The sequence below is a fragment of the Pseudolysinimonas sp. 10J20-29 genome (assembly GCF_055809595.1).
This window is the reverse complement of record NZ_CM147917.1, coordinates 1441377-1465437: the sequence shown is the minus strand read 5'-3', so window position 1 is coordinate 1465437 and position 24061 is coordinate 1441377. Positions and strand designations below refer to the sequence as shown.

Below are 24061 nucleotides of genomic sequence, written 5' to 3'. Positions count from 1 at the left end.
GAGCCCGCTGGTCGAGTAGCCGCGCAGCGGCTGCCCAGCTGGTCGAGTAGCCGCGCAGCGGCGTATCGAGACTGCAGACAGGTCTCGATACGCCGCCCGGGGCGGCTACTCGACCAGCACAGCCGCCGCCACGGGCGGCTGCTCGACCAGCACAAGCGCCGCCACGGGCGGCTGCTCGACCGGCCCACCCCGCACCACCGATTCACCCGTTCGACCGCCCACCTGATCCAAAGGATCCCCTCGTCATGACCAACGCCCCGGCTCTCGCCGACCGCGCCCACCTGGCCGCGATCGCCGAGCAGGGACGCGCTCTGATCCTCTCTCTGCAGGATGCGAGCGGCGCCTACCCCGCGAGCCCCACCTTCTCCGCCTATCGCGGCTACTCCTGGTTCCGGGACGGCGCCTTCATCGCCGACGCAATGTCGGCCGCCGGTGAGATCGCCTCGGCGTCCGCCTTCTTCGACTGGTGCGCGCGCATGCTCACCGAACGCGCCGACGACATCCAGCGCATCGTGGCCGCGGCCCACGCCGGAGTTCCGGTGCCGGACTCGGACATGCTCGCCACGCGCTTCACTCTCGACGGCCGCGAAGGCGACGACGAGTGGTGGGACTTCCAGCTGGACGGCTACGGCCTCTGGGTGTGGGCGCTCGCGGAGCATGTGCAGCGCCACGACCTCGACCCGGGACGCTGGATTCCCGCCGTCGAGCTCACCCTCGACTACCTCACGAGCTCGTGGCAGCGTCCCTGCTACGACTGGTGGGAAGAGCACTCCGAGCACGTCCATGTGTCGACGCTCGGATGCATCTCCGCCGGCCTGCACGCGGGCGCGGCGCTGACCGCCGATGACTCGGCCCGGTCGAGCGACGCCGCCGCGACGGCCGCCGCCATTGACGACTTCATCCGGTCGCACGGAGTCCGCGACGGCCACTTGGTCAAGTGGATCGGCACCGACGCCGTAGATGCGAGCCTCGGCTCGCTCATGGCTCCGCTCGGTGTCGTCAACGCCCGCGGGCCGCTCGGCGCCGCGACCATCGCCGAGCTCGACACCCAGTTGGTGGTCGACGGCGGCATGCACCGCTTCCGGGCGGACACCTACTTCGGCGGCGGCCAATGGCCCCTGCTGAGCTGCTTCCTCGGCCTCGCCTGGAACCGCGCGGGCAACACCGAGCGTGCGCTCGAGCTGCTGCGCTGGTCGGCGGGAACCGTGCGCGAGAGCGGCACCATGCCGGAGCAGGTCGCCGATCATCTGCTGGACGCGTCCTTCGTCGACGAGTGGATCGAACGATGGGGAACGAGCGCCGACCCGCTGCTCTGGTCCTACGCCATGTACCTTCGCCTCGCCCTCGAACTCGGAGTAATCGAATCATGATCCGTCACCGGCCTTTCGGCTCCGGTCACCCGTACTCGGTCGACACCGACCAGCGCCACCCGGTCGACCCGGTTGCGGGGGAGACCCTCAACCTGGGCGTGCGCAGCTCGGCCGGGGTCACCCGCGTCGACCTCGAACTCGTGCGCGACGGCGGAGCGCCCGCGGTGCTGCCGCTGGCCCCGGTGACTCGCCGCGACCGCGGGCAGGTCGTCGACGGCGGCCACCTGGCGTCCGCGCAGGCGCGTCTCGCGCGCGCGAGCGGCGGCTGGAACGCCGAGCTCGACGATCTGCGGGTCGGCGAGACGCTGCGCTACCGCTTCGTGGCTCCCGACGAGCGCACCCGCTGGTTCGAGACCACGGTGAGCGGCTGGACCGACGGGGCACCCGGACTCCACCAGGTCGGCGCGCCGCGGGTGGTCGAGGGGTCCGCGCGCTCGCTCGGCGACGGCTCGCGGGTGCACCGCATCCGCTTCGCCATTCCGCTGGCGCCCGGTGAGCGGGTCGCCGGGTTCGGCGAACGCTACGACGCGCTCAACCAGCGCGGCACGGAGCTCGACTCGGTCGTGTTCGAGCAGTACAAGAGCCAGGGCGCCGAGCGGAAGACCTACCTCCCGATGCCGTTCGCGCACGTGGTCGGCGGCAGCGGCTGGGGCTTCCACGTGCGCACCAGCCGTCGCGTCTGGTTCGACGTCGGCGCGAGCGACGAGAATCTGCTGTGGATCGAGGCCGAGACCGATGCGGCCGGCAGCCTCGAGATCGCGTTCTACGACGGCTCGCCCCGCGAGGTGCTGGCGGCGTTCCTGGCCGAGGTGGGGCACGCCGAGGAGCTTCCCTCCTGGGTGTTCCGGCTGTGGGCCAGCGGCAACGAGTGGAACACGCAGGCCGAGGTGATGCGCCAGATGGACGCGCACCGCGACCACGACATCCCGGTCGGCTCGGTCGTCATCGAGGCCTGGAGCGACGAGAGCACGTTCACCACCTGGCGCGATGCGAAGTCGGAGATCGTCGACGGCGCCCAGCCGAAGCGACTGGCCGACTTCGAGTTCCCGGAGGACGGCGCCTGGCCGGACCCGAAGGGGATGACCGACGAGCTGCACCGCCGCGATATTCGCCTGCACCTGTGGCAGATTCCGCTGCTCAAGATGCGTCCGCATCCGGCGGGTCAGCTGAAGGCCGACGCCGAGGCGGCGATCCGCGACGGCGTGCTCATTCAGGAGCCCGCGCCGGACGGGTCGCTCCGGCCCTACCGCAACCGCGGCTGGTGGTTCCCGCTCGGGCTCATGCCCGACCTCACCGACGATCGTGCCGCGCGGTGGTGGACCGAGAAGCGCCGCTACCTGGTCGAGGAGATCGGCGTCGACGGGTTCAAGACCGACGGCGGCGAGCACGCCTGGGGTCGTGAGCTGGTCTACCGCGACGGCCGGTTCGGCGACGAGAAGAACAACACCTTCCCGGTGCACTACGCCAAGGCCTACGGCGATCTGCTTCGCCGCAACGGCAAGGCGCCGGTCACCTTCAGCCGCGCCGGGTTCAGCGGCAGCCAGGCGCACGGCGCGTTCTGGGCGGGCGACGAGAACTCCACCTGGGAGGCGTTCCGCTGGTCGCTGTTCGCGGGCCTCAATGCCGCCTCGAGCGGCATCGTCTACTGGGGCTGGGATCTCGCCGGCTTCAGCGGCGACATCCCGACGGCGGAGCTGTACCTGCGCTCGACCGCGGCCGCCGCGTTCGTGCCGATCATGCAGTACCACTCCGAGTTCAACCACCACCGCACCCCGTCGCGGGACCGCACGCCCTGGAACATCGCCGAGCTGACCGGCGACGACCAGGTGATTCCGGTGTTCCGCCGCTTCGCGAAGCTGCGCGAGAAGCTGGTTCCCTATCTGGAGGCCGAGGCGCGACGCGCGGTCGAGGCCCGCGAGCCGCTCATGCGGCCGCTGTACTTCGACCTGCCGAACGACGAGGCGGCGTGGGTGCATCCGCTGCAGTGGATGCTCGGCGACGCGATCCTGGTCGCGCCCCTCGTCGAGGAGGGCGCCGAGACGGCCTCGGTCTTCCTGCCCGCGGGGAAGTGGGTGGATGCCTTCACCGGCATGCATGTCGACGGCGGTCGCGTGATCGAGCGGGCCACCCCGATCGACGAGCTCCCCGTCTACGTGCGGGCTGCCGACTGGCCTTCGCTCGCGGAGGTCTTCGCGAGCTAGGCCTCTCCGAGGCCGCGGCGCTCGAGCAGGGGTTCGATGACGGCGTCGCGGCCCCGGAGCTCCCGGTACGCCTCGAGCGGATCCTTCGAGCCGCCGACCCCGAGCACGAGCCGGCGGAACGTCTCGCCGTTGGCGCGGGTGAGCCCGTCGTTCTCGTGGAACCAGGCGACGGTGTCGGCGTCGAGCACCTCGCTCCAGATGTACGAGTAGTACCCCGCGTCGTAGCCGCCGGCGAAGATGTGGGCGAAGTAGGTGCTCGAGTAGCGCGGCGGGATCGCCGGGTGGTCGAGCCCCGCGGCGGCGAGGGCCTTCGCCTCGAACTCGGTGACATCGGTGACGGCGGCGGCCTCGTCGGGCGTCAGCGTGTGCCAGGCCTGGTCGAGCATCGCCGCGGCCAGGTACTCGCTCGTCGAGAAGCCCTCGTTGAACTGCTCCGAGGCGTGCAGCCGCTCGACGATCGCGGGGTCGATCGGCTCACCGGTCTCGTAGTGCTTGGCGTAGTTGTTCAGCACCTCGGGCCAGAGCATCCACATCTCGTTGACCTGGCTCGGGTACTCGACGAAGTCGCGGTAGACGTTGGTGCCCGCGAGCTTGGGGTAGGTGACGCGGGCGAACAGGCCGTGCAGGGCGTGCCCGAACTCGTGGAACAGCGTTGCGACCTCGTCGAAGGTGAGCAGCGTGGGCTCGCCCGCGGCGGGCTTGGGCACGTTGAGGTTGTTGGTGACGACGACCGGCTGCCCGAGCAGCGAGTTCTGCGAGACCAGGGAGTTCATCCAGGCGCCGCCGCGCTTGCTGTCGCGCGTGTAGAGGTCCAACACGTACAGGCCGACGGGGGAGGCGTCCTCGTTCTTGAGCTCGAAGATCCGGGCGTCGGGGTGGTAGTTCACCAGGTCGCGGCGCTCGTGGAAGGTGATGCCGTACAGCCGGGTCGCGGCGTAGAACACGCCGTCCTGCAGCACGCGCTCGGCCTCGAACCACGGCCGCAAAGCGGCGGTGTCGACGTCGTAGCGCTCCTGGCGCTCCTTCTCGGTCCAGTACGCCCAGTCGGCCGCGCCGACCTCGCCGCCGGCCTGGCGCTCGAGCGCGGCATGCTCCGCGGCGGCGTTGCGAGCGGCGGCCGGAGCCAGTCGACCGAGCATCTCGGCGACGGCTTCGGGCGAGCCGGCGGTCTCGTCGGAGGTGACCGCCGCGGCGTGGTTCTCGAAGCCGAGCAGCACGGCGCGCTCGGCGCGCAGCCGGACGATCTCGAGCACCAGGTCGCGCGTGTCGTGCTCACCGCCGCGCGTGCCGCGCGAGCGCGACGCCTCCATCAGGCGCGCGCGCACCGCGGGGTCGGTCAGCTCGGAGAGCGCGGGCTGACCGGTCGGCAGGATGAGGGTGAGCAGGTAGCCGTCGAGCCCCCGCGACTTGGCCGCCTCGGCGGCCGCCGAGATCTCGCCCGCCGACAGGCCGTCGAGGTCGCTCTCGGAGTCGAGGTGGACGGCGAGGTCGTTGGTGTCGGCGAGCAGGGCCTTCTCGAACCGCGTGGTGAGCGTCGAGATCTGCTGGTTGAGCTCGCGCAGACGGGTCTTGGCCTCCTCGTCGAGCCCGGCGCCGGCCTGCGTCATCTCGACGTGCCAGCGCTCGACCAGGTAGCGCTGCTCGTCGGTGAGCGACTCGTCGCTCTCGTGCACCGCCGTGATCCGCGTGTAGAGCGCGTGGTCGAGCATGATCGCGTCGTGGTGCTCGGCGAGCTTCGGGGCGAGATTCTCCTCGAGCGCGTTGGTGAAGTCGCTGGAGTGCGAGGAGCTGAGGTGGAAGAACACGTGCGAGACGCGAGCGAGGATCTGCCCGCTGCGCTCCAGAGGCTCGAGCGTGTTGGCGAAGGTCGCGGGCTCGGCGGTGTCGATGATCGCGGCGAGTTCGGCACGCTGCTCGGCCATGCCGAGTTCGAAGGCCGGTTCGAAATGCTCGTCCCGGATCTCGGCGAACGGCGGGAACGCGTAGGGCAGCAGGCTGGGCGCGACAAAGGGATTGCTCACGGTGTCAGCCTAGATGGCGAGCGCGAGACAGTGCAAAGAAAATCTTGCAAAGAACTCTCTGCAAAGGTATCTTTGCGTTATGACCACCGAACGGGCCCCGCGCACGCTGGACGTGAACGACCTCAAGGCGCTCGCGCATCCGCTGCGCGTGCAGCTCCTCGACGCGCTCTCGACGTACGGCGCGGCGACGGCGAGCGGTCTCGCCGACCGGCTCGGCGAGTCGAGCGGGGCGACCAGCTACCACCTGCGCCAACTGGAGAAGCACGGCTTCGTCCGCGAGCTGGAAGGCAAAGGCAGCGCGCGCGAGCGCTGGTGGGAGCGGGTGCCCGGGGGCATCATGCTCGACCCGAGTCGCTTCGACCGTGAGTCGCCCGAACGTGCGGCGACCGACCTGCTCCTCGCGGAGTGGGAGCACAACCGCCGCCGGCTTCTCAGCGACTTCCTGGCGCGCGGCGACTCCCTCGGCCTCGACTGGCTGGAGGCGAGCACGCTCACCACGACCAACCTGCGGATGACGCACGCGCAGACGGCGGATCTGAACGATGCGCTGACCGCGGTGATCCGCGACTACGTCGCCCGGTATCGCGATCAGGATGCGCCCGGCGCGCGCCCGGTGCAGCCGAGCTGAACCTGTTCCCCGTCGTCGACGGGGCTCCGACACCGGAGCACCCCGACGGCACCTCGGATCTCAGGAAGGAGGCACGGTCATGACGACCCAGCCGATCCCCGTCTTTGCCGCCGTCGCGCTGCGTTCGCCCCGCGTGCACCGGCCGGGCGCCCGCCGACTCGCGGTGCGTCTCGGTGTCGCCCTCGTCACCTGGGGGCGCCGCGACACGCGTCCCGTCACGCGCGAGCAGATCCTCGCCCAGCGCGCCGCCGAGCGTCAGCTCGAGGCGACCCGCGTGCAGGGCCTCCGGCTCGCCGCCGACCACGGGCCGCGCTGACCCCGGCGGGTCGGGCACTAGATTGTGGGCATGCAGACCCGTCCGCCATCCGGGGCGTCGATCCGGATGAGCGACCTGGGGCATCCGATCGCTGCCGGCGTCATCGCGGCCCTCACCGGCTTCGCCAGTTCGTTCACGCTGGTCATCGCGGGACTCGTCGCCGTCGGCGCCACGCCCGCGCAGGCCGCGTCGGGCCTCTTCGCCCTCTCGCTCGGCCAGGGCATCCTCTGCATCGCACTGAGCGTCGCCTTCCGGCTTCCGCTCGCCTTCGCCTGGTCGACGCCCGGCGCCGCCGTGATGATCGCCGCGGGCGGGCTCACCGGTGACTTCGCCAGCGCGATCGGCGCGTTCCTGGTGTGCGCCGCGCTGCTGCTGCTCACGGGAGCCTGGCCAACGCTTGCCCGCGCGATGACCCGCATCCCTCCGGCGATCGGCAGCGCGATGCTCGCCGGGATCCTGGTCCCGATCTGCCTGGCCCCGGTGCAGGCGGCCGTCGAGCTTCCCGCCCTGGCGCTGCCGGCCGTCATCGTCTGGGCGCTGCTGGCCCGGCTCGCTCCGCGCTGGGCGGTGGCGGGGGCGGTCGTCGCCACGATCACGGCGATCATCGTCTCGGGCCGCGCCAGCGGCTTCGGCGAGTACTCGCTCGCGCCGACGCTCGAGTTCGTGATGCCGCACTTCGATCCGCTCGTGATCGTCAGCCTGGGCGTGCCGCTGTACCTCGTCACGATGGCCGGGCAGAACGTGCCCGGATTCGCCGTGCTGCGCACGTTCGGCTATCACGAGCCGCCCGCGCGGGCGATCCTGCTGAGCACTGGGGCCGCCTCGGCGATCATCTCGCCGTTCGGCGGCTACGCGCTGAACCTCGCCGCGATCACGGCGGCCATGATGGCGGGTCCGGACGCGCACGCGGATGCGCGCCGCCGCTGGATCGCGACCCTCACCTGCGGCGTCGCCTACCTCGTTCTCGCGTTCGGGGCGAGCGCCGCGAGCGCGCTCGTCGCCGTCGCCCCGCCGATCCTGATCACGGCGGTCGCGGGCCTGGCGCTGTTCGGCGCCTTCGGGTCATCCATCGCCGATGCGCTCCGCGAGCCGGCGCACCGGGTGGTCGCGGTGCTGACGTTCCTGGTCGTCGTCTCGGGGGTCACGATCGCCGGGATCGGCTCCGCGTTCTGGGGCCTCGTGGTGGGTGGCGTCGCGTATCTCTGGCTGGTGCTCTCGCGCCGTCCGCGTCAGTCGGCGGACGACACCGTGGCCGCGTCGAGCACCGGGTCGTAGCGGATCGTCGTGCCGTCGTCGAGTTCGACGACGGGGCGCCCCTCGAGCCAGGTGAGGGTCCAGCGCCAGGCGCTCGTGTCGAACGCGGCGACCTCCGCCTCGACGGTGTCGATCGCCGCGATCACGGCGGCGGGAAGAGTGGCGGGGGCCGGCGCGCCGACCGCCCACCTCGTGCCGAGCTGCATCAGATGCCCTTCTCGTAGGTGACCCAGGTGGTTCGGGTCGCGATCCGGTCGTACACGCGCTGCGCGCGCTCGTTGTCGGCGGCGGTGATCCAGCGCAGCTTTCCGCCCTCGCTCGACTCGCGGGCGAGGGCGGTCAGCGCCTCGATGAGCGCCGTGGCGATGCCCGCGCCGCGGGCTGCCGGGTCGACATACAGGTCGTCGAGATACCAGTCGGACCCGCCCGTGAAGGTGTCGGGATGCCGGCGGTAGTGGGCGAACCCGACGAGGGTGCCGTCATCCTCGGCCACGATCGCGTCGACCCCGGAACCGGGCGTCAGCAGGATCCCGCCGACCCGGTCGAGCACGTCCTCGGAGAACTGCGTCTCGTAGAACACGCCGTAGGCGCGAAACAGCTCGCGCCAGGCGGCCAGGTCGTGCGCGGTGAGCTCGCGGATCTGCACGGCGATCAGGCCTCCGGCTGCTCCGCGAGCACGATCTCGGTCACGGCGACCTCCTCGGCCTCGACGAGCGTGAGCTCGGCGATGCGGCCCACGGCGCGGAGGTCGTCGACCGCCTCGGCCAGCAGCGCGGGGCCGGCGAGCACGGCCGAGACGACCTCGGTCTTCTGCGAGGCCTTCGCGTCGGTCTTGGCGCGGCGGATGCCGATCAGCGCGGCGCTCACCTCCGGCAGCAGCCCGCGGGCCGCGCCGAACTCGGCCAGCTCGGTCGCCTGCGGCCACCCGGCCGCGTGCACCGAGGTCGCGTGGGTCCAGCGCCACACCTCTTCGGTGGCGAAGGGGATGACCGGGGCGAGCAGACGCAGGAACACGTCGATCGCGAGGCGCAGCGCCGCCACGGCGCTGGCCTGCGGAGCGCCGGTGCCGGTGTAGGCGCGCTCCTTCACGAGCTCCAGGTAGTCGTCGCAGAAGGTCCAGAAGAACTGCTCGGTCACCTCGAGAGCGCGTGCGTGATCGAACTCGGTGTATGCCTTCGTCGCCAGGCGCACGACCTCGCCTAGCTCGGCGAGCATGTCGCGGTCGAGCGGCTCCGTGATGGCGCTGGTCTCGATGCGACCCTCGGGGCCGACTCGACCGGCATCCAGCGGGAACGAGTAGACGAACTTGGAGGCGTTCAGCACCTTGATCGCCAGGCGTCGGCCGATCTTCATCTGCTTCGGGTTCTGCGGGTCGAAGGCCGCGTCGGTGCCGAGGCGCGAGCTCGCCGCCCAGTAGCGCACCGCATCCGAGCCGTGCTCCTCGAGAAGCCCCGCGGGGGTGACGACGTTGCCCTTCGACTTCGACATCTTCTTGCGGTCGGGGTCGACGATGAAGCCGGAGATCCCGGCGTTCTTCCACGGCACCTGCCCGTGCTCGAGCTCGGCGCGCAGCACGGTCGAGAACAGCCAGGTGCGGATGATGTCCTGACCCTGCGAGCGCAGGGCGTAGGGGAACACCAGGTCGAACAGCTCTGGGTCGCGCTCCCAGCCGGCCGCGATCTGCGGCGTGAGGCTCGAGGTCGCCCAGGTGTCCATGATGTCGAGCTCGCCCTCGAAGCGAACGCCGCGGTCCGCCTCGGTGAAGCCGGGCGGGACATCGCTCGACGGGTCGATCGGGAGGGATGCCTCATCCGGCACGATGACGCCGGTGCGCTCGCCCTCGGCGTCCAGCTCGTACCAGACCGGCAGCGGCACCCCGAAGAAGCGCTGGCGCGAGATCAGCCAGTCGCCGGTGAGGCCGCCGACCCAGTTCTCATAGCGCACGCGCATGAAGTCGGGGTGGAAGTCGATGCTCGTGCCCGCCGCGAGCAGGCGCTCCTTGAGCGCCTCGTCGCGGGCGCCGTTCGAGATGTACCACTGGCGCGTCGAGACGATCTCGAGCGGCTTGTCGCCCTTCTCGAAGAACTTCACCGGGTGCGTGATCTTGCGCGGCTCGCCGTGCAGGTCGCCGGATTCGGCGAGCAGCTCGACCATGCGGGCCTTGGCGCTGAAGACGGTCTTGCCCGCGAGCTCGGCGTAGGCGGCGCGGCCGGCCTCGCTGAACAGCTCCTCGGCGGGGGCCTCCGCGATCAGGCGGCCGTCGCGGCCGATGACGGTGCGGTTCGGCAGGTCGAGCTCACGCCACCAGACGACGTCGGTGACGTCGCCGAAGGTGCAGATCATGGCGATGCCGGAGCCCTTGTCCTGCTGGGCCAGGCGGTGCGCGACAACCGGCACCTCGACGCCGAACACCGGCGTCGTCACCGTCGTGCCGAACAGGCCCTGGTAGCGCTCATCGTCCGGGTGCGCGACCAGCGCGACACACGCGGGCAGCAGCTCGGGGCGGGTGGTCTCGATCTCGACGGTGCCGCCGTCGGGCTTGTGGAACGACACCCGGTGGTAGGCCGCCGGCTGCTCCTTGTCCTCCAGCTCGGCCTGGGCGACCGCGGTGCGGAAGGTCACGTCCCACAGGGTGGGAGCATCCGCCTGGTATGCCTCGCCGCGGGCGAGGTTCCGCAGGAACGCGCGCTGCGCCGTCGCGCGCGAATGCTCGTCGATCGTGCGGTAGGTCAGCGACCAGTCGACGCTGAGTCCGAGGGTGCGCCAGAGGTCTTCGAACTGCTTCTCGTCCTCGACCGTGAGCCGCTCGCAGAGCTCGACGAAGTTGCGTCGGCTGATCGGCTGCTGATCGGCGGCCTTCGTGCTCGAGCCCTCGCCGCCGTCGTGCGGGGGAGTGAAGTCGGGGTCGTAGGGCAGCGTCGGGTCGCAGCGCACGCCGTAGTAGTTCTGCACTCGACGCTCGGTCGGCAGGCCGTTGTCGTCCCATCCCATCGGGTAGAACAGGTGCTTGCCGTTCATGCGCTGGAAGCGCGCCGCCAGGTCCATGTGCGTGTAGCTGAAGACGTGGCCGATGTGCAGGCTGCCGGAGGCGGTCGGCGGGGGCGTGTCGACGCTGAACACCGCATCCTTGCCCGCGGCGAGCGCCGCGGCACGATCGAACCGGTGGGTGCCGTCGACCTCCCAGGTCTCGCCCCACTTCGCTTCGAGGCCCTCGAGTGCGGGCTTGTCGGGAATGGGGGCGCTGGCGTTCACGCGGACTCCGGTTCGATTTCGGCGGCACCGAGTCAATGCCCCGAATCCGGGGCGAGGTGCCTGAGTGTGAGGTGTGATCTGAGTCTACCGACTCCATCCGGGAGTACGGTCGGGCCATGGCCGCCGTGACGCCTCCCGCTCGGTATGACGATCTGCATGCCGCGTTCGTGAACTGCACGCTCAAGCGCAGTCCCGAGATCAGCCACACCCACGGTCTGATGAAGCGCAGCATCGCGCTCATGCAATCGCAGGGCGTGTCCGTCGACCAGATCCGGCTCTCCGACCACGATGTCGCCGACGGGATCTACCCGGACATGCGCGAGCACGGCTGGGAGTTCGACGAGTGGGTCGACCTCTGGCCGCGGATCCGTGAGTCCGACATCCTCGTCGTCGGCACGCCGATCTGGCTGGGGGAGCCGTCCTCCGTGCTGCGCCGTTTCATCGAGCGGCTGTACTCGATGAGCGGGGAGCTCGCCGAGAACGGCCAGTACGTGTACTACGGCAAGACCGCCGGGGTGCTGGTCACCGGCAATGAGGACGGGGTGAAGCACTCGGCCATGTCGACGCTCTACAGCCTGCAGCACATCGGCTACACGATCCCGCCGGCCGCCGACGCCGGGTGGATCGGCGAGGTGGGGCCGGGGCCCAGCTACCTCGACGAGGGCTCGGGCGGTCCGCAGAACGACTTCACGAACCGCAACGTCACCTTCATGACCTGGAACCTGCTGCATCTGGCGCGCATGCTGAAGGACGCGGGCGGGATTCCGGCCTACGGCAACCAGCCCGAACGGTGGACGCGCGGCGAGCGCTGGGGGTACTCGGCGAACCCCGAGTACCGCTAGCGCTATTCGCTGACGAGGATCGTGTCGCGCGCGATGATCTCGGAGCCGAGGAAGACGGCGATCGAGTACTGCTGCCATCCGGTCGGCTGACCGCACTGGTAGTCGACGGTGATGGTGCCGACGGCGGGGAGGCCCGTCTCGTAGGGCTCGGCGTCGGCCGCCTCGGTCCCGATGCCGAACGACACCGTGGTGCCCGCCGTGTCCCAGGTGAAGGTCAGCGGAACGGAACCGCCTGCCGTGCAGTTCACCTCGGTGGTCGAGGACTCGAAGTTGCGGATCGGCGACGGCGGCAGCGTCGGCTCGGCGCTCGAGGTGGCGGTCGGCGTCGCACTCGGGGTGGCGCTCGCCGACGGGGTGGCGGTCGCGCTCGGCGTGGGTGTCGGCACGGGGGTGCTCGCGTCCCCGTCGTCGGTCATCAGCACGATGATGAGCGCGACGACGGCGACGAGGAGCAGGCTCGACGCGGCGAGCAGGGCGATCATGAGCCGCGAAGGCCGCCGTCGCTCGCCGAAATCGCTGTTCATCGAAGCCCGCCCGTGATCCGCCTCAGGACGTGGCGGGGCGCAGTCGCCCCGCCACGAGTTCTGAGCGTCACTCTAGGCTCCGCCGCCGCGCGCTTCAAGCGGCGGGGGCGTCGTCTCGGTCCACGCGGATGCGCTGCGCGATGAGCGCGCTCACGAGCGTCACGAGCGACAGCGTCGCGAGCACGAGCCCGGGGTGCCACCACGCCTGCTCGGTCGCGACGCCGAGGCCCGCCGTCACGGTGGGGATGAAGCCCGAGACCACGGCCGCGAGGGCGTAGGCGAACCCGAGAGCCGAGTAGCGGTAGCGCTCGTGGAACAGCTCGGTGAAGATGCCGCCGAGGGCGGCCCAGCTCATCGTCGGCAGGATCCCGCCGATGATCATCATCGCCACGAGGAACTCGAAGCTCGAGAACTGCAGCACGTAGTAGATCGGGAACGCGACGAGCAGGGTGCCCAGCGCGCCGATCGCGACGACGCGGGCCGAGCCGATGCGGGTCGCCCACCAGCCGAACAGGGGAATCGTGACGAGCTGCAGGAGCCCGCCCGCGGTTGTCGCGATGAGCAGCTGGTAGTAGTCGTAGCCGAGCACGCTCGCGCCGTAGTTCAGCGTGTAGGTGTTCATCAGCGAGTAGGAGCCGATGCCGAGCAGGGCGACGCCGATGGCGACGAGGATCGTGGCCGGCTGGGCGCGCAGCAGTGCCGCGATCGGCACCCGCGGGCGCAGCCCCTGCGCCTTCACCGCAGTGAAGACGGGGGTCTCGGTGATGGACAGGCGCAGGTAGAGCGAGATCGCGAGCAGCGGGATCGCGGTGAGGAACGGAATCCGCCAGGCCCACGCGGAGATCTCGGGGGCGCTGAGGGTCAGCGTGAGCCAGAGGAACGCGGTGGCGGCGAGGATCGAGCCGATCGGCGAGCCGAGCTGCGGCATCGCGGCGGCGAAGGCGCGCTTGGCGCGGCTCTCATGCTCGGTCGCGATGAGCACGGCGCCGCCCCACTCGCCTCCGAGCGAGACGCCCTGGGCGACACGGAGGGTCACCAGCAGGATCGCCCCGAACCAGCCGGCCTGGTCGAAGGTCGGCAGCACGCCGATGAGGCCGGTCGCCACGCCCATGATGGTCACGGTGACGATCAGGGTGGTGCGGCGGCCGAGCCGGTCGCCGAGGTGTCCGAACAGGATCGCGCCGAGCGGACGCACGACGAATGCGACGCCGATGGTGGCGAGCGCGGTGAGATTCGCGCCCACCGGTCCGAGCGGCTCGAAGAACAGCGGGCCGGCGAAGAAGGCCGAGAAGTAGGCGAACAGGTAGAAGTCGTAGGACTCCAGGGAGGTCCCGACCAGCGAGGCCCAGCGGGCCTTGCGTGCGGTGCGGGGGTCGGAGGGTGCGATCACGGAGGCACGGGTGCTGTCCGTGACCGACGGGGACGTGGTTGGCACTTTGCCACGAGTTTCGTAGGTCACAAGTCCAGAAGCGTAGTGGCGTGCGGACCGCCGCGCCCGGCGCGTCACAACTTGTTCTATAAGAAATAGAAATATAGGCTGTCGGCATGCTGTTTCGCCTCGACCCGACCTCGGCGGTTCCGCTGTTCGCGCAGCTCGCCGGGTCGGTGCGCGGTGCGCTCGCGCGCGGGGAGCTCCGCGAAGGCGATCGCCTTCCCAGCGCGCGCGAGGTCGCCACCGCGCTCGACATCAACATCCACACGGTGCTGCGCGCCTACCAGGAGCTTCGCGACGAGGGCGCCGTGGAACTCCGCCGCGGGCGCGGGGCCGTCGTCACGGCACAGGCGAGCACCCGCATCGACATCGCACCCGCGGTGCGCGACCTGGTCGCCGCCGCCCGGGAGGCCGGAATCGGTCGTGAAGCGCTTGTCTCGCTCATTCGAGAGGAATACCCGTCATGACCGCACGTTCCGCGACCTCGTACCGCGTCATCATCGTCGCCCTCGGCGTTCCGCTGGTGGTCACCGCCGTCGGACTCGTGCTGGTCTCGCTCTGGGCGCCCGAGCTGCCCAGCACGGTCGCCACCCACTGGGGGTTCGATGGCGTCGACGGCGTCGGCCCGCTCTGGACGATCCCGATCCTGCTCCTCGTCGTGGGCGTCGGCGTGCCCGGGATCCTGTACGGCGTGCTCGCGGCCGCGGGCGGGCGCGGCGAGTTCCTGCGCACGCACAAGCTGCTGGCCGTGGTCGCCGCGGCGGTGTCGGTCCTCGTCGTCACGATCGGCGTCGGGTCGCTGTGGCTGCAGCGCGGGCTCGTCTCCGCGCAGGACGCGGGCGACATCCTGCCGGTGATGGGCATCGCGGCGCTGCTGGCGCTCGCCGCAGGCGCGATCAGCTGGTTCGTGCTGCCCGCCGCCGCTCCGGTCACGGCGAGCGAGCTACGCGACGCGAGCCCGCTCGTGGTCGAGGATGGCGAGCGGCTCGCCTGGGTCGGCGGAACGCGCCTGAGCCGACCCTTGGCGTTCGCGGTCGTCGCCGCCGTGCTGTTCGCGGCGCTCGCCGTGGGGACCGCCGTCATCGCGAGCGACGGCGCCTCCGCCGCGCTCCTCGTCATCCCGCTCGTGCTGCTGCTCGCCGTGCTCGCCACGCTGCACTTCACGGTGCGCGTCGACCAGCGCGGCCTCACCGTCACCGGCGGCGTCGGCGTTCCGCGCTTCCGCGTCCCGCTCGAGGCGATCGAGCGGATCTCGGTGGTGCAGGTGAACCCGCTGGGGGAGTTCGGCGGGATCGGCATCCGCCTCGGTCTCGACGGGCGATTCGGCATCGTGCTCCAACGCGGTGCGGCGCTGCAGATCGAGCGACGCGGAGGTCGCACCTTCGTCGTCACCTGCGGCGACGCGGAGACGGCGGCGCGCGTGCTCGCCACCCTGCACGCGCGGTCGATCCGCTCGCACGGCTAGGGCGTCCGGACCGCGAACCGGGGCCGCGAAACCGCTACGATGAACCCATCGACTGCGATCCGGCCATCACCGGGGAGTCCTCGGAAGAACGCTTCTCGAAGCAACTAGAACCGAGCGGGTCAGCCCGTCACAGCGAGCAAGAGCGGCGGAGGCAGCCGTGGGTTGAGTAGCGGCAACGCCGCGTATCGAAACCCACCACGCGACGCCCCCGCAAGCGAGGTGGTACCGCGGTTCCTGTTCGATGCGAGCAGTCGCCGTCCTCGTGGAGATCGAACACCCGCCACGAGTTGAGGACCAGATGCCGTACCCCGCGATCCCCGCCTCTCCGGACTTCCCGGCCATCGAGCAGGGCATCCTCGCCTTCTGGAAGGGCGACGACACCTTCCGCGCCTCCGTCGAGCAGCGCGAGGGCTGCGACGAGTGGGTCTTCTACGACGGCCCGCCCTTCGCCAACGGCCTTCCGCACTACGGGCACCTGCTCACCGGCTACGCCAAGGACCTGTTCCCGCGCTACCAGACGATGCGCGGCAAGCAGGTGCACCGGCGCTTCGGCTGGGACACGCACGGTCTCCCGGCCGAACTCGAGGCGATGCGCCAGCTCGGCATCACCACCAAGGACGAGATCGAGGCGATGGGCATCGAGGCGTTCAACGCCAAGGCCCGCGAATCGGTGCTGCGCTACACCGGCGAGTGGGAGGAGTACGTCACCCGCCAGGCGCGCTGGGTCGACTTCGAGAACGACTACAAGACGCTCGACGTGAGCTTCATGGAGAGCGTCATCTGGGCGTTCAAGCAGCTGCACGAGAAGGGCCTCGCCTACGAGGGCTTCCGCGTGCTGCCGTACTGCTGGAACGACGAGACCCCGCTGTCGAACCACGAGCTGCGGATGGATGACGACGTCTACCAGATGCGTCAGGACCAGTCCGTGACCGTGACCTTCCCCCTTGTCGGGGAGAAGGCGGAGGTGCTGGGTCTCACCGGCGTCAACGCGCTCGCCTGGACGACCACCCCGTGGACGCTTCCCACGAACTCGGCGCTCGCCGTCGGTCCCGAGATCGAGTACGCGCTCGTGCGCAGCGCCGACGGAGCGCACGAGTACCTGCTGGCCGCCGACACCGTCGCCGCCTACGCCAAGGAGCTCGGCTATGCCTCCGCCGCCGAGGTCGAGGTCGAGCGCACCGTGCGCGGCGCGGAGCTCGACGGCGTGCAGTACGACCGGCTGTGGGACTTCTACGTCAACGTGCCCGGCATGGAGAACGCCTGGCAGATCCTCGTCGCCGAGTACGTCGCCACCGGCGAGGGAACCGGCATCGTGCATCAGGCCCCCGCCTACGGTGAGGACGACCAGATCGTCTGCGCCGCCGCGGGCATCCCCGTCGTGCTGTCGCTGACCGACAGCGGCCGCTTCCTGCCCGAGGTGGAGCCGGTCGCTGGCCAGCTGTGGTCCGACGCCAACAAGCCGCTCGTGCAGCTGCTGCGCGCCGAGGGGCGCCTGTTCCAGCTGAAGAGCTACGAGCACAGCTACCCGCACTGCTGGCGCTGCCGCAACCCGCTCATCTACAAGGCCGTGTCGAGCTGGTTCGTGCGCGTGCCCGAGTTCAAGGGGCGCATGGGCGAGCTCAACCAGCAGATCAACTGGGTGCCCGACAACGTCAAGGACGGCCAGTTCGGCAAGTGGGTGGCGGGCGCGCGCGACTGGTCGATCAGCCGCAACCGCTACTGGGGCAGCCCGATCCCGGTGTGGAAGAGCGACAACCCCGAGTACCCGCGCATCGACGTCTACGGCTCGCTCGCCGAGCTCGAGGCCGACTTCGGCACCCTGCCGAAGAACGACGCCGGCGAGCCCGACCTGCACCGTCCGTTCATCGACGAGCTGACCCGGCCGAACCCGGATGACCCGACCGGCCAGTCGACGATGCGCCGCATCGAGGACGTGCTGGATGTCTGGTTCGACTCCGGATCGATGCCCTTCGCGCAGGTGCACTACCCGTTCGAGAACGCCGAGTGGTTCGACTCGCACAACCCGGCCGACTTCATCGTCGAGTACATCGGGCAGACCCGCGGCTGGTTCTACACGATGCACACGCTCGCGACGGCGCTGTTCGACCGTCCCGCGTTCAAGAACGTGATCAGCCACGGCATCGTGCTCGGCAACGACGGGCAGAAGATGTCCAAGAGCCTGCGCAACTACCCCAACGTCTCCGAGGTCTTCGACCGCGACGGCGCCGACGCGATGCGTTGGTTCCTGATGTCGAGCTCGGTGATCCGCGGCGGCAACCTCATCGTCACGGAGGAGGGCATCCGCGCGGGCGTCCGCGAGCTGCTGCTGCCGCTCTGGAGCACGTACTACTTCTTCACCCTCTACGCGAACTCCGCCCCCGGCGGGTCGAGCGGGTTGAGTAGCGCCGAAGGCGCGTATCGAAACCGCGACGACGAGAGCGGGTTGAGCAGCGCCGAAGGCCTGAGCGGGTTGAGTAGCGCCGACGGCGCGTATCGAAACCCCGGATACACCGCAACCTGGCGCACCGACTCGACGAACGTCCTCGACCGCTACCTCCTGGCCAAGACCCGCCAGCTCATCGTCGACACCACGAACGACCTCGACGCGCTCGACAGCCCGTTCGCGGCCGCGCGCCTGCGCGACTTCGCCGACGTGCTGACCAACTGGTACGTGCGGCGCAGCCGCGACCGCTTCTGGGAGGGCACCGACACCGACGCCTTCGACACGCTGTTCACCGTGCTCGAGACGGTCACCCGCGTCGCCGCGCCGCTCATCCCGCTGGTCTCCGAGGAGATCTGGCGCGGGCTCACCGGCGGACGCAGCGTGCACCTGGAGGACTGGCCGGACGCCTCCGCCTTCCCCGAGGATGCGGCGCTCGTCGAGACCATGGACCGCGTGCGCGAGACCGCCTCCGCGGGCCTCGCGCTGCGCAAGGCGCGTCAGCTGCGCGTGCGACTGCCGCTGGCCCGGCTCACCGTGGTGAGCGATGCCGCGGCGGGACTGGCGGACTTCGCCGAGATCCTCGCCGACGAGCTCAACGTCAAGGATGTGACGCTCGAGCCGCTCGTCGAGTCGAGCCTCGCCGACTTCGGGATCACGCGCCGCCTCAGCGTCAACGCGCGCGCCGCAGGTCCGCGCCTCGGCAAGCAGGTGCAGCAGATCATCCAGGCCGCCAAGGCGGGGGACTGGTCGATCGACGGCGAGACGGTGACAGTCGGCGGCGTTCCGCTCGTGGCGGGCGAGTTCGAGCTCGAGCTCGAGGTCGCCGATGCGTCGAACGCGATCGCGTTCCTGCCCTCGGGAGGCTTCGCGCTGCTCGACACCAATGTGACGCCCGAACTGGCGGCCGAAGGCCTCGCCCGCGACGTGGTGCGCGCCGTCCAGCAGGCCCGCAAGGACGCCGGACTCGAGGTCAGCGATCGCATCACCCTGACGCTCGGCGCCGACGACTCGGCGCTCGCGGCGATCACCGCCCACCGCGACCTGATCGCGGCCGAGACGCTTGCCACCGCCGTCCAGACCAACCAGGCTGGAGACGGAACGATCGCCGTCGGCGAGGGTTCCCAGATCTCGATCGGAGTGGAGCGCGCGTGAGCGACGACACGGGCGGCGCGGCCGTCCCCGAAGACGACTTCGACGACGAGTTCGCCGATGACGCGGCGGAGGTGTACCGCGAGCTGCTCGGCCGCATCGGCGAGTCGAACCCGCAGCCGCGTCTCGAGCCGACCCGGCGCGCGGTCGAACTGCTCGGCGACCCGCACCGCGCGGCCCCGGTGATCCACGTCACCGGCACGAACGGCAAGACCTCGACGGTGCGCATGATCGAGTCGATCCTGCGCGCCTCGGGCCTGCGCACCGGACTGCTGACCAGTCCGCACCTGGTGCGCGTCAATGAGCGCATCGTGATCGACGGCCGACCGGTCTCCAACGAGGCGCTCGTGCGCAACTGGGCCGACATCGCCCCGTACCTGGTGATGGTCGATGCCGAGCTCGTCACGGCGGGCGAGGCGCCGCTCACCTACTTCGAGGCGCTCACCGTCCTCGCGTTCGCGATCTTCGCCGACGCGCCGGTCGACGTGATGGTGCTCGAGGTCGGCATGGGCGGCGAGTGGGATTCCACGAACGTCGCCGACGGGCAGGTCGCCGTCTTCGCCCCGATCGCCCTCGACCACCAGAATCGCCTCGGCGACACGGTCGCCGAGATCGCGCGCACCAAGGCGGGCATCATCAAGCCGGCGGCCTCGGTGGTGAGCGCCATGCAGTCGATCGAGGCGCTCGATGAGCTGCTCGCCGCGACCGAGCGCTTCGAGGCGACGCTCGCGGTGGAGCGCCGGGACTTCGCCGTCACCTCGACGACGGTGGCGGTCGGCGGTCAGCTCGTGAGCGTGCGCGGTCGCGCGGGCGAGTACAACGACCTGTTCCTGCCGCTCTACGGCGACCACCAGGCGCAGAACGCCGCGGTCGCGATCGCGGCGGTGGAGTCGTTCCTCGGCGACGCGACCGTCGCCCTGGACGCGGACATGCTCGCCGAGGGACTCGGCACCGTGACCTCTCCCGGTCGGTCTGCAGCTGGTCGGCGTCGAACCGACCGTCCTGGTGGATGCGGCGCACAACCCGCACGGCGCCGCGGCCCTGGCGGCCGCCCTGCGCGAGTACTTCGACTTCGACGAGTTCGGCATCGTGCTGGGCGTGCTCGGCGACAAGGACGTGCACGGCATCGTCGAGGAGCTCTCCCCGGTCTCGACCCGGTTCTTCGTGACCCGTTCGCACTCCGACCGGGCGATCTCGGTCAACGAGCTCGCCTCTCGGGTCGTCGCGGTCACCGGCCGCGAGGGCGTCACGACGCACGAGGAGCTCGGCGGAGCATTGGATGCCGCGCGCGGCTGGGCGAGCGAATCGCCCCGGCGCGCGGTCGTCGTCGCCGGCTCGATCACGCTCGTCGGCGAGGCGATCGACCTCGCCGAGACGGGACAGTGGAAGTGAGCGAGTCGAACCCCGCGCAGCCCACCCCGAGCGGGTCGAGCAGCGCGCAGCCGAACCCGAGCGGGTCGAGCAGCGGCCAGCCGAACCTGAGCGGGTCGAGTAGCGCGCAGCCGAACCCGAGCGGGTCGAGCAGCGGCCAGCCGAACCCGAGCGGGTCGAGTAGCGCGCAGCCGAACCCGAGCGGGTCGAGTAGCGCGCAGCGCGTATCGAGACCCCGCCGCACCCGCGGCGTCACCGAGGCCCTCCTCACGATCGTCCTCGGCCTCGAGGCATTCCTGATGTTCTTCGTGACGCTCGTGGTCTTCGGACTGCGCATCGTCGACCCCGTCGTCGCCTTCGTCGGCGGGGGAGCGTTCCTGGTGATCCTCGTCATCGTCGCGGGGCTCCAGCGCCACCGCGCCGGCGTGATCGCGGGCGCCGTCCTGCAGGTCGTCCTGATCGCCACCGGCTTCGTCTTCCCCGTGCTGTTCGCGCTCGGCGCGGTCTTCGCGGGGATCTGGCTGTGGGCGTTCCTGCGTGCGCGCGCCATCGAGAAGGCGCGCGCCGAATTCCTGGCCACCCATCCCGAATTCCCAACCTCCGAAGGAGACCCAACGTGAGCAGTGAGACCGTGCAAGAGACCCTCGTCCTGGTGAAGCCGGACGGAGTCGCGCGCAACCTGACCGGTGAGATCCTTCGCCGCATCGAGGCGAAGGGCTACCAGCTGGTCAACGTGCGCATGCTGACGCCCGACCGCGAGCTTCTCGCCGCGCACTACGCCGAGCACGAGGGCAAGCCGTTCTACGAGCCGCTCATCGAGTTCATGCAGTCCGGACCGGTCGTGGCGCTCCGCGTCGCCGGCAACCGGGTGATCGAGGGATTCCGCTCGCTGGCCGGTGCGACCGACCCGACGGCAGCCGCCCCCGGCACGATCCGCGGTGACCTCGGTCGCGACTGGGGTCTCAAGGTGCAGCAGAACCTGGTGCACGGCAGCGACGCGCCCGAGACCGCGGCGCGCGAGCTCGCGCTTTGGTTCGACTAGAACCTGACGACGCGCCGCTCGACGCCCCGCGCGCACTCCTGCCGGAGCGCACGCGCGGGTCGAGCGGGCGCGGGCCGCACCCGAGTGCCGCCCTCGCAAAGTCGGAGATTCGGCACGCTCGTCCACGGCTTGTGGGTCGGGCGCCCGAATCTCCGTTTGCGCGCGAGCGTTCGCGGGCGTGCGGCCGTTGCCGGACCGCGACGGCTGCTCGGCGCCTACTGCGCGTCGAGCAGCGCCAGCAGCTCGCCGTCGGTCGCGGGGTTCCAGCGCTCCCCGTCGATCACCACGGTCGGCGTGCCGAAGCCGCCGTTGTCGCCGGCGAGCTCCGCGCGCGACACGGTTGCGGCGGTGATCGCCGCCACCCAGTCCCGGAAGTCGCCGTTCTCGACGCAGCTGATGACGTCCGCGTCGGTGACGCCGATGATGCCGAGCAGCTCGACGAGCTGCGCGTCGTCGTAGCCGACGGTGCCCTCGTCGGGCTGCGCCGCGAAGAACCCGTACTGCACGGCGAGGAACGCGTCCGGCGCGTGCTCGGCGACGCAGGCCGCGACGTTCGCGGCGCGGCTCGAGTACTCGCTGTCGAGGAAGGCGCGATCGAGGATCGCCACCGGGTGGACCTCGAGCACGAGCTCCCCGGAGGCGACCCGGCTGGTCAGCTCCTCCGAGTAGGCGCCCTCGAAATCGCGGCAGATCGGGCACGACCAGTCGACGTACAGCTCGACCGCGGTCGTCGCGGCCTCGCCGTTCGGGTCGGCGACGACGAGGGCGCCGTCGACGCCCTCGAATCGGATCCCGCCGTCGGCCGTCATGCTCGCCGGAGCGCTCACCTCGAGGCTCTCGACGCTGGCGGGCTCCTCGCGCAGCGCGAAGATCACCGCGACGATCACCAGGATCGCGAGCGCCAGCAGGGCGCCGACCACGGTCGGCACCACCCACGGCGGCGTCGGACGAGGAGCCGGGGTGGTGTCGACCGGTTCGGTCATTACTCGGTGGTCTCGGTCTCGACCGGGAGCAGCCCGGCGAGGAACGTGGCGAACTCGGAGACGTCGCTGACGCTGCCCGTGTAGCGCTCACCGTTGGCGAACACCGTCGGGGTGCCGAAGTACCCGCTCGACGGGTTCACCAGGTCGGGATCGCTGGTCGCGCGGTCGGACGCGGCGGTCACCCACGACTTGAACGACTCGTCGTCGATGCAGCTGGCGACGGCCTCCGAGGTGATCCCGGCACCCTCGAAGAGGCCGATGATCTCGGAGTTGGAGAGGCCCGAGGTGCCCTCCTCCGGCTGGTTGGCGAACAGCGTCGAGTGCGCGGTCCAGAACGAGTCGGGCTCGTTCTCGGCGACGCACGCGACCGCGTTCGAGGCGCGCGAGGAGTAGCGGGTGCCCGCGGAGGCCCGGTCGAGGATCGAGACCGGGTGGACCTCGATCGAGGCCTGGCCGGTCGTCACGAGCGACTCGATCAGCTCGGCGTTGGCGTCTTCGAACGCGCCGCAGACGGGGCAGAGGTAGTCGACGTACATCACGATGTTCAGGTCGACGTCGAGGTCGGAGGTGTCCGTCTCGGTCGGCTCGCCGTCGGCCGGGATCGCGGCGGTCGGAACCGCCTCCATCTCCGCGCCGGCGAGCACGATGCCGTCGCTGGCCATGTTGAGCGGACCGGGGCCCGCCGGCTTCACCGAGTTGAAGATCACGAGTCCGACGATCGCGACAACCGCCACGATGCCGAGTGTGACGCCGCCGCGCACGAGCACCGAGTTGACGGTGTCACGTCGCTTCTGCTTGGCGCGGGCGATCCGCGCCGCTTCGCGCGCCGCCTCGCGGCGCTGGTCCTTGGTGAGTCGCTCTTGGGGCACTGGGAAACCTCGAAGTGTCGGGGCGGAATGGACGGAGTGAGTCTAGTGGGCACGCGCCGGGCGCTGCCTGGGCGTGCGCGTGGCTAGAGGTAGGCGATCACGTCGAGGCGCACCTGGGCGATGATCGCGATGATCGCGTAGCTCGCGATCGTGATCGGCACCACCCACGACCGCATCGTGGCTCCGAAGCGCCGCGGGCCCTCGCCGTAGACCCCTTCGGCGAGGTTGCGGAAGGTGAGCGACCACCAGAGCGGAATGGTGACGCTCCAGACGACCATGCACCACGGGCACAGGGTGAACAGCGCGAAGATCGACTGCGCGATCAGCCAGATGACGAAGGCGAGCGCGCCGGTGACGCCGATGTGGAAGGTGATCCAGAACCAGCGGTCGAATCGGGCGCCGGCCAGCAGGGCGACGCCGACCGCGATCGGGGCGACGAATCCGCCCAGCCCGAGGAGGGGGTTCGCGAAGCCGAACACCGACCCCTGCCACGACTCAAGGTTCTTGCCGCACTGCACGAGAATCGAGAAATCGCAGCCGAGAACCGCCTCCGGATTCTCGAGCAGGTGGATCTTCTCCAGCGTCAGCTGGAACGCGGCCCACCACCCGATGGCTCCGGCGAGGATGAAGAATCCGGCGAGGATCCAGGGGCGGCGTTCGGGCGCATCGGCGATGGTCACCCCGTGATTATGGCAAGCCCCAGGTGCGAAATACGGGTCTTTCGTCCCAACGTGCGATAATTTGAGCGAGTTGAGGCGGGCCGCGCTCGCATCAACGCCACAGAAGGCTTACCGGGCATACCGGGCCACGAGGTGCCGACGACCGTCGTCAGTCACCGTGTCGGATCGCCAGTTCCGAAATTGCGTCGTGAGAGGACGCCGAGCAGCCGGGCCCGCGGA

At 70.4% G+C, this 24061-nt stretch carries 20 protein-coding genes and 1 pseudogene; 12 read left to right on the top strand and 9 right to left on the bottom strand.

What is annotated here, in order from left to right:
* Positions 1–245 precede the first annotated feature (245 nt).
* Together AC0L6Y_RS07120 and AC0L6Y_RS07115 are read left to right on the top strand one after the other, a co-directional pair.
* Complete coding sequence (locus AC0L6Y_RS07120; protein ID WP_473550071.1) at positions 246–1370, top strand: glycoside hydrolase family 15 protein; 1125 nt, start codon at positions 246–248, stop codon at positions 1368–1370.
* The gene (locus AC0L6Y_RS07115) at positions 1367–3571 is read left to right on the top strand and encodes a glycoside hydrolase family 31 protein (protein ID WP_473550069.1); all 2205 of its coding nucleotides are present in this window, start codon (positions 1367–1369) and stop codon (positions 3569–3571) included. The genes AC0L6Y_RS07120 and AC0L6Y_RS07115 overlap by 4 nt, the downstream gene beginning before the upstream one ends.
* Here the strand turns inward: AC0L6Y_RS07115 and AC0L6Y_RS07110 are convergent.
* The gene (locus tag AC0L6Y_RS07110) at positions 3568–5592 is read right to left on the bottom strand and encodes a M3 family metallopeptidase (RefSeq protein WP_473550067.1); all 2025 of its coding nucleotides are present in this window, start codon (positions 5590–5592) and stop codon (positions 3568–3570) included. The two genes, AC0L6Y_RS07115 and AC0L6Y_RS07110, sit on opposite strands and share 4 nt — an antisense overlap.
* 79 nt (positions 5593–5671) lie before the next feature.
* Between AC0L6Y_RS07110 and AC0L6Y_RS07105 the strand changes: the two genes are divergently transcribed.
* The 3 genes from AC0L6Y_RS07105 (at position 5672) to AC0L6Y_RS07095 (ending at position 7811) form a co-directional block, all read left to right on the top strand.
* The gene (locus AC0L6Y_RS07105; RefSeq protein WP_473550065.1) at positions 5672–6220 is read left to right on the top strand and encodes an ArsR/SmtB family transcription factor; all 549 of its coding nucleotides are present in this window, start codon (positions 5672–5674) and stop codon (positions 6218–6220) included.
* 79 nt (positions 6221–6299) lie between these two features.
* A complete protein-coding gene (locus AC0L6Y_RS07100; protein ID WP_473550063.1) occupies positions 6300–6536 on the top strand; it encodes a hypothetical protein in 237 nt (78 codons plus the stop codon).
* Between the two features lie 30 nt (positions 6537–6566).
* The gene (locus AC0L6Y_RS07095) at positions 6567–7811 is read left to right on the top strand and encodes a benzoate/H(+) symporter BenE family transporter (RefSeq protein ID WP_473550060.1); all 1245 of its coding nucleotides are present in this window, start codon (positions 6567–6569) and stop codon (positions 7809–7811) included.
* Here the strand turns inward: AC0L6Y_RS07095 and AC0L6Y_RS07090 are convergent.
* From AC0L6Y_RS07090 to valS, 3 genes are read right to left on the bottom strand one after another with little or no spacing between them, the layout of a single operon-like run.
* Complete coding sequence (locus AC0L6Y_RS07090; RefSeq protein WP_473550058.1) at positions 7766–7996, bottom strand: hypothetical protein; 231 nt, start codon at positions 7994–7996, stop codon at positions 7766–7768. The genes AC0L6Y_RS07095 and AC0L6Y_RS07090 overlap by 46 nt on opposite strands.
* Positions 7996–8436 (bottom strand): GNAT family N-acetyltransferase, encoded by a 441-nt coding sequence (locus tag AC0L6Y_RS07085; RefSeq protein WP_473550055.1) that lies wholly within the window; start codon positions 8434–8436, stop codon positions 7996–7998. The genes AC0L6Y_RS07090 and AC0L6Y_RS07085 overlap by 1 nt, the downstream gene beginning before the upstream one ends.
* Before the next feature lie 5 nt (positions 8437–8441).
* Positions 8442–11042 carry a valine--tRNA ligase gene (valS, locus tag AC0L6Y_RS07080; protein ID WP_473550053.1) on the bottom strand — a complete coding sequence of 867 codons (2601 nt, stop codon included), beginning with the start codon at positions 11040–11042 and terminating at the stop codon, positions 8442–8444.
* A 116-nt stretch (positions 11043–11158) separates the two neighbouring features.
* Here valS and AC0L6Y_RS07075 point away from each other — a divergent pair, with 116 nt between their 5' ends.
* Entirely contained in the window at positions 11159–11884 is a 726-nt protein-coding gene (locus AC0L6Y_RS07075) for a flavodoxin family protein (protein WP_473550051.1), read from the top strand.
* 2 nt (positions 11885–11886) lie between these two features.
* On the opposite strand, the gene AC0L6Y_RS07070 is transcribed toward AC0L6Y_RS07075, so the two are convergent.
* Positions 11887–12408: a hypothetical protein gene (locus AC0L6Y_RS07070; RefSeq protein ID WP_473550047.1), complete on the bottom strand. Its 522-nt coding sequence runs from the start codon at positions 12406–12408 to the stop codon at positions 11887–11889.
* Positions 12409–12502: 94 nt separating this feature from the next.
* Complete coding sequence (locus AC0L6Y_RS07065; protein WP_473550044.1) at positions 12503–13798, bottom strand: MFS transporter; 1296 nt, start codon at positions 13796–13798, stop codon at positions 12503–12505.
* 155 nt (positions 13799–13953) lie between these two features.
* Here AC0L6Y_RS07065 and AC0L6Y_RS07060 point away from each other — a divergent pair, with 155 nt between their 5' ends.
* From AC0L6Y_RS07060 to ndk, 6 genes and pseudogenes are all read left to right on the top strand, one after another.
* A complete protein-coding gene (locus AC0L6Y_RS07060; RefSeq protein ID WP_473550040.1) occupies positions 13954–14307 on the top strand; it encodes a GntR family transcriptional regulator in 354 nt (117 codons plus the stop codon).
* Positions 14304–15305 (top strand): DUF1648 domain-containing protein, encoded by a 1002-nt coding sequence (locus AC0L6Y_RS07055; protein WP_473550037.1) that lies wholly within the window; start codon positions 14304–14306, stop codon positions 15303–15305. Before AC0L6Y_RS07060 ends, AC0L6Y_RS07055 begins: the two co-directional genes overlap by 4 nt.
* A 298-nt stretch (positions 15306–15603) precedes the next feature.
* Positions 15604–18900 carry an isoleucine--tRNA ligase gene (gene ileS, locus AC0L6Y_RS07050; RefSeq protein ID WP_473550034.1) on the top strand — a complete coding sequence of 1099 codons (3297 nt, stop codon included), beginning with the start codon at positions 15604–15606 and terminating at the stop codon, positions 18898–18900.
* A gap of 71 nt (positions 18901–18971) precedes the next feature.
* Positions 18972–20289 (top strand): annotated as a pseudogene (locus AC0L6Y_RS07045) (bifunctional folylpolyglutamate synthase/dihydrofolate synthase).
* Positions 20290–20567: 278 nt separating this feature from the next.
* Positions 20568–20888 carry a DUF4233 domain-containing protein gene (locus AC0L6Y_RS07040; protein WP_473558360.1) on the top strand — a complete coding sequence of 107 codons (321 nt, stop codon included), beginning with the start codon at positions 20568–20570 and terminating at the stop codon, positions 20886–20888.
* Complete coding sequence (gene ndk / locus AC0L6Y_RS07035) at positions 20885–21310, top strand: nucleoside-diphosphate kinase (RefSeq protein WP_473550031.1); 426 nt, start codon at positions 20885–20887, stop codon at positions 21308–21310. The genes AC0L6Y_RS07040 and ndk overlap by 4 nt, the downstream gene beginning before the upstream one ends.
* A gap of 215 nt (positions 21311–21525) precedes the next feature.
* Here the strand turns inward: ndk and AC0L6Y_RS07030 are convergent, their stop codons facing one another.
* The 3 genes from AC0L6Y_RS07030 to AC0L6Y_RS07020 form a co-directional block, all read right to left on the bottom strand.
* Positions 21526–22293, bottom strand: a complete 768-nt coding sequence (locus tag AC0L6Y_RS07030; protein ID WP_473550028.1) for a DsbA family protein — start codon at positions 22291–22293, stop codon at positions 21526–21528.
* Positions 22293–23162, bottom strand: coding sequence for a DsbA family protein (locus tag AC0L6Y_RS07025; RefSeq protein ID WP_473550026.1), 870 nt, complete (start codon positions 23160–23162; stop codon positions 22293–22295). Before AC0L6Y_RS07025 ends, AC0L6Y_RS07030 begins: the two co-directional genes overlap by 1 nt.
* Positions 23163–23245: 83 nt before the next feature.
* Positions 23246–23836, bottom strand: coding sequence for a vitamin K epoxide reductase family protein (locus tag AC0L6Y_RS07020; protein WP_473558353.1), 591 nt, complete (start codon positions 23834–23836; stop codon positions 23246–23248).
* Positions 23837–24061: the final 225 nt, after the last annotated feature.